Origin of the sequence: Paenibacillus sp. FSL M7-0134 (genome assembly GCF_038007865.1) — a bacterium.
Taxonomy (GTDB): domain Bacteria; phylum Bacillota; class Bacilli; order Paenibacillales; family Paenibacillaceae; genus Paenibacillus; species Paenibacillus polymyxa_B.
Genome location: NZ_JBBOXV010000001.1, coordinates 2140326 through 2152502, shown reverse-complemented (window position 1 = coordinate 2152502; position 12177 = coordinate 2140326). Strand labels below are relative to the sequence as shown.

The 12177-nt window shown below is 45.0% G+C and carries 11 protein-coding genes; 1 reads left to right on the top strand and 10 read right to left on the bottom strand.

Annotation, left to right across the window (positions count from 1 at the left end):
• Positions 1-266 precede the first annotated feature (266 nt).
• Positions 267-419: a hypothetical protein gene (locus tag NSQ58_RS09600; protein ID WP_181127247.1), complete on the top strand. Its 153-nt coding sequence runs from the start codon at positions 267-269 to the stop codon at positions 417-419.
• A 524-nt stretch (positions 420-943) separates the two neighbouring features.
• Here the strand turns inward: NSQ58_RS09600 and NSQ58_RS09595 are convergent.
• The 10 genes from NSQ58_RS09595 to NSQ58_RS09550 form a co-directional block, all read right to left on the bottom strand.
• Positions 944-1825, bottom strand: a complete 882-nt coding sequence (locus NSQ58_RS09595; protein WP_013311404.1) for a carbohydrate ABC transporter permease — start codon at positions 1823-1825, stop codon at positions 944-946.
• Positions 1826-1880: 55 nt separating this feature from the next.
• On the bottom strand, positions 1881-2762 hold the full coding sequence (locus tag NSQ58_RS09590; protein ID WP_341057252.1) for a carbohydrate ABC transporter permease: 882 nt from the start codon (positions 2760-2762) through the stop codon (positions 1881-1883).
• Between the two features lie 26 nt (positions 2763-2788).
• Entirely contained in the window at positions 2789-4132 is a 1344-nt protein-coding gene (locus tag NSQ58_RS09585; protein WP_023989782.1) for an extracellular solute-binding protein, read from the bottom strand.
• A gap of 137 nt (positions 4133-4269) precedes the next feature.
• Positions 4270-5070, bottom strand: a complete 801-nt coding sequence (locus NSQ58_RS09580; RefSeq protein ID WP_069080746.1) for a response regulator — start codon at positions 5068-5070, stop codon at positions 4270-4272.
• A gap of 2 nt (positions 5071-5072) precedes the next feature.
• Positions 5073-6839 carry a cache domain-containing sensor histidine kinase gene (locus NSQ58_RS09575; RefSeq protein ID WP_341057251.1) on the bottom strand — a complete coding sequence of 589 codons (1767 nt, stop codon included), beginning with the start codon at positions 6837-6839 and terminating at the stop codon, positions 5073-5075.
• A gap of 279 nt (positions 6840-7118) precedes the next feature.
• Positions 7119-8111, bottom strand: a complete 993-nt coding sequence (locus NSQ58_RS09570; protein ID WP_023989785.1) for a Gfo/Idh/MocA family protein — start codon at positions 8109-8111, stop codon at positions 7119-7121.
• Between the two features lie 213 nt (positions 8112-8324).
• Complete coding sequence (locus NSQ58_RS09565) at positions 8325-8768, bottom strand: HEAT repeat domain-containing protein (RefSeq protein WP_013311410.1); 444 nt, start codon at positions 8766-8768, stop codon at positions 8325-8327.
• A gap of 225 nt (positions 8769-8993) precedes the next feature.
• Positions 8994-9335, bottom strand: a complete 342-nt coding sequence (locus NSQ58_RS09560) for a cupin domain-containing protein (RefSeq protein WP_023989787.1) — start codon at positions 9333-9335, stop codon at positions 8994-8996.
• Positions 9336-9425: 90 nt separating this feature from the next.
• The gene (locus NSQ58_RS09555; protein ID WP_226887745.1) at positions 9426-10670 is read right to left on the bottom strand and encodes a PTS ascorbate transporter subunit IIC; all 1245 of its coding nucleotides are present in this window, start codon (positions 10668-10670) and stop codon (positions 9426-9428) included.
• A gap of 326 nt (positions 10671-10996) precedes the next feature.
• Entirely contained in the window at positions 10997-12019 is a 1023-nt protein-coding gene (locus tag NSQ58_RS09550) for a substrate-binding domain-containing protein (RefSeq protein WP_341057250.1), read from the bottom strand.
• Positions 12020-12177 lie beyond the last annotated feature (158 nt).

The window sequence follows — 12177 nt, the reverse complement described above, 5'->3', positions numbered from 1 at the left end:
TGATTTAAATGTAGCAGAATGTCTACAAGTTTCACCAATTTCTAACATGTCTATGATTAGAAGCAAAAACCCACTCAATGAGCGGGCACTCAATGTGAAGACGTGGGGAATCGCCCCTGCTCCAAACTTTTTCTGCTATTCTTTAACTATTTATTGTTCCTCAGGCCCTACATGCCAAGAATTGAAAAGTAATTCCCTTTGCTATTAATGGATCTGAAGATAAATTTTTATTTGATTTTCGGAAAGATAAAAATGAACCCCAAATTTTGTTTCAAAACCATGAAGATTTAATTTTAGAAAGTGAAATAACCGAAGAGGAATTAGAAGAAAAATCACTTGAAGACTGGCAAGACGAAACATTAGATTTTGTATGTGAATCATTCGCAGCTTTTCTTAAATTAATTTCTCCTAGAGACTAAATGGATTACTCTTTAAAGCTACTGCCCTAAACATAGCTGTAAAATAAATGAACTTAATTATATAGATTCGGGAGTGAATTATATAGAGAAATCATTACTAAATATATATTAAATTCATTTACTCTTTTATTTAAGATGGGTCACTCTAAAATTTTGAAAGTCCATTCCAATTTGAATCATAAGAGGAATGGACTTTTTCAATTTAAAGAAGAAATAAAAATAGCAGTCCCACCAATCTCCCTGCACCAAAACAATAACTTGCCATCCCCCTATCAGAGTTACCAACCACATCATAATCTCTGATGGATTCACAATTGGTCGGCATCATAAATATCAACATGTTTGCTCATCATTTATTTTCAGAAAAACTTAAACTTATAGATTTTCTACTTTCATTTATGTATTTCCCATCGACTCAAACTAGACTCGCATAAAAAAGCACCTCCTAGCATTCATCGGACAAACCAAGAGGTTTGTTCCAATGTCTACACTAGGGGGCACTCTTCTAATCTGGGGAATTTGTTTTACCCCTTAACCGACCCGGCTGCAATCCCTTCCACAATCCGGTCACTCATGATGAGGAACACGAGCAAAATGGGTAAAATGCTAATCATCAACGTAGCTCCAATAGCTCCCCAGTCGGTCGTATATTGTCCGATAAAGTTTTGGACGCCTACGGTCAGTGTTTTGTTTTCATCCGAGCTGATGAACGTATTGACGAAAATAAACTCATTCCAGTTATAGATCATGTTAATAATAGATGTCGTTGCCATGACGGGGGTTGTCATGGGCAGTACGATCCGGAAGAACATCCGGTTGACGGAGCAGCCGTCCATAACGGCCGCTTCTTCCACTTCACGAGGCAAGGCGTAATAGAAGCCCAGCAAGATCATCATCGTTGTCGGCAGATTAAAGGCAACATACGACAAGATGATGGAGAGTGAAGTGTCTGTTAAATGCAGTTTGAGAAACATACTGAACAACGGAATCAAGGTAGAATGGACCGGAATCATCAGTCCGACCATAAAGAGCCCGAGGACCAGCTGGCTTCCTTTCCACCGCATACGCGTAATAGCAAACGTTACAAAGCTGGCTAGCAGCACCGTCAACGCCACGGATATGACCGTAATCCACACACTATTGAAAAAGTACCGCCCGATGTTGCCGCTGGTCCACACATTCATATAGTTCTCCCAATGCGGCTGGGACGGGAGTGCAAACGGCGGAAGGTTAAACACTTCCTGATTATTTTTAAGCGAGAACAGCATCAGCCACACCAGCGGTAAAAGCTGCGTCACCGCCAAGATGATTAAAATGATATACAAAGCGGCATAACCGACCCGAGTTAACATTTTGCCGCGGGTAGCGACTCCAAGCGGATAGTTGGCGGCTGCCTGGGTTTTCATATCCGTTCCTCCCTCTTCCTGTCCTTTGTTACCCTCATCTATTAGCAAGACTGCGTTATGAATACTGGATGGTGTCACTCGTAGCCGTAACCTTGCGGATCAGCCACGTAGCGATCAGACAGATGAGCAGCAGGGCAAAGGCTGTAGCGCTGCCGTATCCAAAATCAAAGCTGCGGAATGCCTGGTGGTACATGTAAGAGGCCATCACTTCACTGGCTCCATTCGGTCCACCGTCCGTCATGACGTAGATAAGGTCAAAATATTTGAGCGAGCCGACAATGGACAATATGATCGTAACGTTAATCACCTCGCGCAGCAGGGGCAATTTGATACGAGTCGCAATCTGCCAGGCACTGGCCCCGTCGATCCGGGCAGCCTCCATCAGCGTTTCGGGAATGTTTTTCAGCCCGGCATAATAGATCAGGATATAAAAGCCTGCATATTGCCAAATAATCGGAATGAACAAGGCCAGCAGCACCAGAGACGGATTGGCTAACCATTCAGGCGGGTTGTGAACTCCAACCGACGTCAGTAAGGAATTGAGCACTCCGTTCGTTGGATGATATATTTTGAGCCATAGCTGTGCGATCGCTACAGAAGACAGCAGCATGGGAATCAGATAAATTTTCCGCAGCAGATTCGCTCCCTTGATTTTCCCTGACAAAATCATCGCAATGGCCAGATAACCGATCAGACTAATTCCTGAAAACAAGGCCAGCAGCAGCGAATGCCATGCACTTTGCCAGAACGCTTTGTCTGTAAACAGATGTTGATAATTGTCCAGCCCCACAAAAGTCATAGAGCCAATTCCATTCCACTGATTCAAGCCGTAATAGCCGGTCAGTACGATGGGTACATATATAATAGCGAATAGCAATAGTAGAGAAGGCAATACATATAGAGCAATGACGAGCTTATTCGACATGACCTTTTCCACGGTCGGACCTCCTTAGGTGGTCAATTTCAATTTCCTTTCTCGATGGCAGCCTTATGCTGGTCGGCAAATTGTTGCGGTGTCACCGCTTTACCAAACAACGCCTGAATCATATTCAAATGCACCTGCGCTGCATTCGGCTTCATCTGTACATCGGCGAACAATGTAATGCTGCTAGCTTGATTCAGTCCGTTCAGCAAATCGACATACAGCTTGGGCAAATTTTCTTTGGAGGTGTCCACTTTCGTCGCCGGAATAACGCCTGCCTGTGTGACCGATTGCTCTCCCCATTTGACTACGAAGTATTCAACGAACGCTTTGGCCTCTTCTTTCACCTTGGAATTTTCCGAAACGAACAAGCCTACTCCCGGACCTCCTACCCAACTGTTCTCGTTGCCCTTGCCGCCTGCAACCATCGGGAATTTAAAGAAGCCAATTTGATCTTTAAATGCTTGTGGGATTGCGGGATTGGTCGTAAAATTCGGCAATTCCCAAGTAGCCATCAAATACATAGCTGCCTTGTCGTTCATAAACTCGGATTTTCCCTCATCATTGGACAAGCCGTTAAATCCTTTGTTAAAGGCATTCATATCCACAAGCGTCTGGACTTCGGAGGCCGCCTGAATTAAACCAGGGTCATCGAACGATCCTGAGCCGTCAATCGCTTTTTTCAGCGTTTCGTTACCTGCTATACGGTCCGCCAGATACATATACCAGAGCGAGCCGGTCCAGCGGTCTTTATTGCCCAATGCAATCGGTGCAACTCCATGATCCGTAAGTGTTTTCACAACCTGCTTAAACTCGTCAAATGTCGCAGGTACCTTCAAGTTGTATTTTTGGAATATGGCTTTGTTGTAATAAATAGGTGTAATATTCAATTCAATCGGAAGCGCATACGTTTTGCCATTCAGCGCATAAGCTTCGGTCGTTCCCGGTACAAATTTGTCCTTCAGCTTGGAACCATTCAACAGGTCATCCATCGGTGTAAATAATCCACCTTTAACGTAAGGCTCCATAAAGCCCGCTGCCCAGGTAATTCCGATATCCGGCAATTCATTGGAAGCTGACAGCACTTTGAGTTTGTTTTTATATTGTTCATTTTCCAGCACTTCCTGCTGAATGACGACATTCGGATGATCCTTTTGGTATTGATCTATAATCTGAGTCACAAGCTTGCTCTGCTGTGCCGAGCTTCCCTCTGGCCACAGGTGCATCATTTTGAGTGTAACCTTTCCCCCTTCTCCACTGGAACCGCCTTGACCATCCTTACCAGCACCGCAACCGGATAGCACCAGCATGAATGACAGCAGCAGGGTCAACCCAGCAAACCATTTTTGATGTGAGCGCTTACGTAAACCATACTTGTTGGACATCGTTAGACCTCCGTTTGTTGTATTTATATTTTTTTGTAACCGTTATCATTTGTAAGTTTAGCACTCCATTCCTGCTTCCAACAGGGTACGCTCATTGGGTATAATTCCACTTTTATTGGGTTTGATCTGCCTATACGTCAGTCGATATTCTCCGGCCCTGTACGCATCTGCTGCCTGTAGCGGCTGGGACTTACCCCCTCGGTCGCTTTGAATACTTTAATAAAATATTTATCTGTTCGGTAGCCTGATCGCTCGCCGATTTGGGCAATCGTTAACTGAGTATGCAGCAGCAACTCCTTAGCCCGTTGGATCCGTAGCCGATGCAGATATTCGCTGAAGGACAAACCACTTTGCTCCTTGAATAAAACACTAAAATAGCTGGCATTCAGGTGTGAATGCGCGGCAGTCTGCGCCATCGTAATGGATTCGTGAAGATGCTCCGCCATATAGGTGAAGGCACGTCGTACCGGATCACTAAGAGTAGTTGCCTGGAGATCAAGCTCTAGCAGAACAGGGTCAGCCAGCTTGTCCAGCTTCTCGTACCGCTGCCGCTCCTCTTCCAGCCGAAGCGCTTCATTGACCGCATTCAGCAGCTCCTGCTTATCAATCGGTTTGAGCAAATAATTGACGGCTCCCAGACGAAGAGCCTGCTGGACATAATCAAACTCCGCATAACCCGAGATGACAATGATCGCTGGTCGTCGTGAATCCCGTTCCAGAGAGCGGATTAAATCCAGCCCACTGAATTCCGGCAACCGGACATCCGTAATCAACAGATGAACTGTCTCTGCACGCAGTATATTTAATGCTTCCAAACCATTATCGAATGTTACAATCCGGTATTTCCCGGCGGCCCATTTCTCCAATGTCTGGTGTATCCCCTGACGTGTTCGCTGTTCATCGTCTACAATGACAATGGTTTTGGATGAAACACTCATTCCTACCGCCCTCCATATTCATCAGGAATTTCAAAAGCGACCACTGTTCCTTCCTGCTCAGCACTATGTATCAGCACACCATCCGTTGAATAAGATGCGCTGTCATAATAAAGAGCAAGCCTGCGCTGCACATTCACTAGTCCCATACCGGTTCCCTTGCTCTGGCAGGCTGCTCCCCCCATCAACGCTGTACGCACAGCTGCAAGTTCTTCCAGTGTTATTCCAGGTCCGTTATCTATGACCGCGATCTTGGTCCAACCCGTTCTGGTCGAAGGAGTGACACTAATTTCAACACGGCCGTTGCCGATGCGATTTTCGACACCATGCAAAATGGCATTCTCTAGAATAGGCTGGATCAGCAGTTTAGGAAGCGGAATTCTGGCTGCCTCCGAAGGCATATGAATTTGCCAGCTCAGACGTTCACCCAGACGCATCTCCATCAGTTCCAGATAACGACGGATTTGCGCCATTTCTTCCCCGAGTGTCACCCAAGAGTCATGGTGAGCAGGTTCGATAACATAACGAAACAGCCGCGACATGGACACCATCAGCCCGGCAAGCTCCTCCTCTCCCTTCTCCTGTAGCGACCAGTTGAAAGCATCCAGCGTATTAAAAAGAAAATGCGGATTGATCTGCGCCTGCAGAGCTTTAAGCTCGGTTTGGCTTTGTAAAACCTCCTTCTCGCAAATAACACGGATCAATTCATTAATATCGACAATCATTGTGTTGTACTCTGCATTTAATTCTCGCAGCTCGACCGCTGCTGCCGGTTCTGGATTCAGTGCCAATGCCCCTTCCCGTGAACGACGCATCGCCTGAATCAAGTGACCTATCGGTCTTGTAATCAACGTAGACAACATAAAGGACATGAACAGGAATAGCACGGCACCAAGAGACGCGGAAATGATAAGTGTAGTCCGTAAAACCGTAATTCCGTCTGTGACGACGCTAACCGGAATCAGGATCAGCAGCGACCAGCCCGTCCGCTCCGACTGCTGAACTGCCTTCACATATTCCCGCTCCCCAATATGAACCGTCTGTGTCTTGCTATGCAGTACACCTGACAAATCCGTCTGGTTCATTGGTTCACCCGACAGCAGCTGGCCTTGTCGATCTACAAGCAGCATAGTTTCATCCGCTTCCTCATTGACCGCTGACGCACCATTCAGTCCAAAATAGCTTCGCTCCATACGGGTAATCAGGTACCCTCCACGTGAGAACCAGCGATCCACCAGGCTCACCTGCCGAATTGCCAGCAGTGACCGGGGGTCTTCGGGATCAATGCCGATCCAGACCAGTCTTCCTTTCATCTGATTCGCTTCCCGGATGTCTGCCTGTCCGATACGTTCCTCCAGACTGCCCTCTCTAATCGGAAACAACATCTTCCCTTCGGCGGTATACAGCTCCAGCGAGCCGACACTCGGCATATATGCCTGATAGCTATGCATCACTTGCAGTAGTGATTGACGCTGTCCGAAATTCACCTTGCCCCCGTTGCGCTCCTCCAGCAGAATATGCTGAACAGACGGATGATTTGCGACCTGCTCCGTCAAGCTATCCATCTGGCCGATTAATGCATCCAGCCTACCGCTTGCTTGTACCGCAGTCTGACCAATATGCCGCTCGGCACTGTCTTTTAACAGGTGAGACACATTGAGATAAATGAACGCCCCCGCCACACTCATCATAATGAGCATCACCAGTATAAATCCGATAAAAATCTGATTACGTAATGTGTTTAATGGCTGAAACCTTGACCTTGTACGCATAAGCCTTCTCCCCCTGAACCATCGCAGAAAAAATGGGTGATGATAACGCTTTCCTTTTCCTATTCTATCGCATCGTTCGTCTTTGTTGGCATATTTTCAGCAGAGATTAATCAAAAGGGGCAGGAATGCTATGAAATAGAAAGGTCGTAGGGTAAACGAAAAAAATGACTCCCGACAAATGCAGGAGCCATCTACTGACCAGTTACACCGAAGCTTCTTTCAAATCACCCAAACTAAGGTACCGTCCAGGCTCCGAAACTTGTATATGAAATGGGTATCCTATTGAAGCGCAGCCAAAATGCGGTCGCACAGCTCCATCGTTTTCACGTTATCCCGTCCACTTGAATCAGGCGTCCGTCCTTCTTGGCAGCAGTTCATGAAATGTGCGATTTCACCAACAAAACCGCGCAAGTACAAATCACGGTATCCGCCCGACATCGCGGAGGCTGACGGTGTCAGAACCGTATCGTTTTCCGCAAGGGATTTCCAAGGAAGCTCTGTATGACTCTCCGACTTGTGAATGATCAGTGTATTCACCTCATCCGCGTTCGCAAAACCATGATCAAAGGTTACCGTGAACCCTTCGCTCTCGCGTGTCCATGCTGTCATACCTGCGAAGTATAGGCTACCCACTACACCATTTTCAAATTTCAGGGCAATCGTATGGGAAATACACTCGCCGTTATCGTTCGCAAATCCGGTAACCTGTACCACTTCTCCAAACAAATAACGTACCAGATCGACCATATGAACCGCCGCCAGCTTCATGAAATCTTCGCCAGTTTTGCAAAACAGGGTACTGTCCACGAGGAATTTCGCCTGAAACGAGCGTGCGGCTCCAAGCGAGCCACCCTCAATCAATTCTTTTAATTTTATGTATACAGGCGCGTAGCGCTTCATGAAACCGACCATCAGCACGACACCCGCTGCTTCTGCCGCATCTGCAATTTGGGCCGCTTCCTCGGCATTCCAGCCCAGTGGCTTGTCTACAAAAACATGTTTTCCAGCCTTAATGCAGTCCAGTACGAGCGAAGGATGATCTGCCGCTTGTGCAATCACGACAACTCCATCACAGTCTTCCTGCTCCAGCATAGCCTTGTAATTGTCATAAGGTGTGCCACTGCTTCCAAACCGCTGGAGTGCCGTCTTCGATCTGCTTAGATCTCTAGTCGCAATCGCCTGAATTTCAGCACCTGCCCCAATAACAGCAGGATATATATTCGTTGAAGCGTGAAAGCCAGCCCCGATAAAACACAGCTTCGCCTTGCTCATGTTAGTCCCTCCCATGTACACACTAAAATAATCCGATCCCATCGTACCATATTGCCGAAGTATATATACAGTGGCATAAAGATAAAGGACATGATTCTTAAGGAGAACAAGATAAAAAAACCTTAACAAAGATAATCCCTTATCCTTGTTAAGGCTCTGTCTGTATCACCAGCAACAATCCTTAAAAATACATTCAATTACAGGGTTCAGACATTACCTTGTAGATAACGAAGCCCATTTTTGCTCCAGCCACTGATCAAATTCAGCACCCTTGTCACCTTCATAGATGTCATAAATATCGACTCTCATCTTGTGCAGCTTCTCGCGAAAATCGTTATAGGTATGGTCGGCTGGTAAGCTTTTTTTAATCCGCACCAGAATCTTCGTCAGGCCCTTAACAAGCTCACCCTCTTTGCGCACAGGCGGCTGTACATTCTCGCCCCATTCCTGAAGTCTGCGGTAAGCGGCTTCCTGAACGGCATATACCGTATCATTATTCAAACGGTGTGTCAGCAAGTCAATCGTCTGCTGGTTCTTCCATGCACCCAGATCATTTACCGCGGCTAGGCGTGTTTTCCAATCGGAGGTTCGGTTTGCAGCTACTTTAAGCTGCTCATATACCTCTGCAAATTCCTGCTGAGTTTCGTTGTTTTCCAAAATCATCTCATCCTTTTCTAAAAATCACTATATTACTGTTCATCACGATTGCCGTTTGTTAAATATAACATACTTGCAGGTCTTCTTCTAAAAAAAGATAAAAAGAAATGTATCGGACATGACATGGTCAGAAGGCGTTCATTCGCCTCTGTTGTCTGCCGCTGAAAGGCATCGTAAATTCCTCCAGATATCGGGGTAGATAAACCGTATTTGGAAAAGGGGAATTTACAGAAAATCTGCACGTGCTGGTGTAAATGCATCTAGCAGAATACCGCCATCCTCCAGTGGGATACAGCCATGAAGAGTATCGGATGGAAAATGGATGCTGTCTCCTTCTTTGACAGTCTGCACTTCCTTTGTTTCGCCATTATCGATCATGAACTTAAAGCTTCCCTTTATTACATAAGTGACTTGTTCATGGACATGCTTATGCAACAGGATCTCCCCTGTTTGGGCTTTAGCAAACATCACTTTGACATACATAAGCTGGTCACTGTGGGCCAGCACTTTCCGGGTGGTATTACTGTCAACGATATCAATTTGAATATCTTGATCGTTAAAAAACATGGATAATTCCTCCTCTTTTTAAGGCACAAATGATTTAGACGCAAATGATTTAGATAAGTTATTTTGAAAAAATTCATAAATCGATTTAGTTTAAAACCAACGGAAAATAAGCCAAAGTACTCCGGAAAGGGTAGTAAAGTCGGGATCGGCGAACGTTACCCCTTCGGCACCCAAAAAAGAAAAGAGCGGCAAGGTGAGCGCTGGCAGCAGACAGAGCAAGAATCCATTAAGACAACTGGAAATAACAGCTCCTCTGAAACCACCGCTGGAATTGCCGAATATCGCGGCTGCACCACCAGCGAGGAAGCAGGCCATGATCCCTGGCACAATGACAGGCAATCCGATAAACGGGAAAAGAAAGACGCAGGCAACGCCTGTGAAGAAGCTGACCAAGAAGCCTACCAACGCGGAATTGGGTGATTTGTCGAACAGTACCAGAACATCCACACCAGGGATTGCTCCAGGTGCGAACACTTGGGAGAAACCTTTGAAAGCGGGTACAATTTCAGTTGTGAACAGCTTAACACCTGCTTTTGCGATATACAAGCCGGCAGCAAAAATAGCTGACTGTTCGAGGATGAAGACGATATATTCTTTGCCATCCGATAATTTGCTGACATAATCAGAACCAGCAACCAGTCCAGATACCAGTAAAAGCACAAGCATCGTCAAGGTCGTTGCAACATTGGGGTCGCGCAAAAAACTGATGCGGTCATTAATTTTTACATTTTCGGTGTCATTTTCACGGTTGCCAAAAACTTTCCCTAAATAGGTACCTAGAATGTAAGAGGTCATGGAAGCATGAGCAATCGTATATTCATCCGATTTAATAATGTTTTTGCTGGCATTCCGGAGTAGGTAAGGAAACACCGCCATATAGCTCCCAATTACCAAAGAACCGACGATAATCGTAGTTAGCGAACTGAGACCCAGACCTTTCATAACGGCTGTAGCGGCAAAGCTCATAAACAAAATCAAGTGAAGAGACAAATAAATGTACTTGAACTTGGTCAGGCGTGCAAGCACGATGTTAAGGATCATGGAAAAGAGCAGAATGAGCGCAGCATCCGCCCCGATCTGATCAATGGTCAGTGCCATAATGGCTTCATTGCTTGGTACGACACCTTTAAGGTTGAACGCATAAGAAAAAATTTGACTGAAGTTGGTGAGAACGCCACCTAAAATGCCGCCGCCGACCTTGATCATGGTGAAACCCATAAAAGAAAGGGTAGTTCCCGTAATGATCTCTGATACTTTCTTCCTCTGGAATATAAGGCCGAGTAATGTCACAATCGCGATAATGATGGATGGCTCCCTGATAATGCTCATAAACATTTCCATAGTGATCTCCGACTTTCTTTTATTTATTTCCCATTCTTACTAAATCGATTTAGTAATACTCGAAAAAAATTTCCCTCTCGGGAATGTAAAAAGAAGCAGAATCATTTTTTGTGAATTAATTCACAACTCACTCCATACATTATTCGTTAAGCTTCATTCCTCCCCTCTCTTCAATCACAATCATCACTAAAATCAGGACATACATAAATGAAAGGGTATTCATGACTCGAATCATAAGATCATTATAGCTCTTTATTTTCTTTTTACAATAGAATTTATAAAAACGTTTTCAAAAAAATGAAAAAGACATATTCAATCATTCAGTTCAGTTTTTGAACAGATTCTCTGTGGTTAATGACCGGATTCATTCGGATGATTTCTGACAGATCCTCATGATCCTGTTCTTTTTGATCAATTTTCTCCAGCAGTAGCCTGGCACTTCTTCTCCCCATTTCAAAACTCGGCTGGGAAACGGTTGTGATCGGCGGATTATAAAAAGATGCAAAGGATACATCATCTATGCCAATCAAGGAAAAATCATTAGGTATGGTCAGATGATTATTTTTTGCATAAATCAGCACCTGCTCCAAAATCATGTCATTCGTAGCAATGATTGCGGTGGGCGGATGCTCCATATGGAATAGTTGTCCAATCAGATTAGGCATTTCATCCAACCTGCCGCTTTTGATATAGTTTTCATTCACTGGTATGTCATGTTTGCCCAACGTATTTCGATAACCTGACAGCCGCTCACTTCGTGTGGTGATCGCTTTTTTGCCTAAGGGGAACGTGATAATCCCAATGTTGTTATGACCATGCTCAATAAGTGCTTCAACCGCAAGCTCGCTGGCCTTTTCATTATTCAACAGCACTGTGTCTACACTGATTTCATCGATTTTTCGGTCCACAAACACGAATGGATAGCCATTCTTGACAAGGGAAACATATAATTTCTTGTTCTCTTCCGTCGGGAAAATGATAAGTCCATCCACTTGCCGAGCAATCATCGACTGGACATACTTTTTCTCTTTGAGCGAATCATCATCGGTATTGCAGACAATGACCTGGACATTTTCCAGTTGGCATTCATCTTCAATTGCACGCACGACTTCTGTTGTAAATCTCGATAAAATGGTTGAAGAAATAACCCCCACAATGAAGGTCTTCTTCTGCTTGAGACTACGTGCCACCTCATTAGGTATATAACTGAGATCCTCAATCGCTTGCTCGATCTTCTCCTTAGTGTTTTCACTCATATAGTTGTATCTCTTTTGCAGAAACTGCGAAACTGTACTCTTCGACACCCCGGCACGTTCTGCAACTTCCTTCATCGTTGTTACCATAATTACCCTCCTTTCTTTTTCTGCATGTCAGCCGTATTAATTTTCAAATATATATATTCTGCAACCTGTATGTAAAGTGAATTTCACTTTATTATATACCTTCTTTTACAGCAGGAAAATATAATAAATGAGGAGTTAGAGCGTGCCCTCCACCTCAT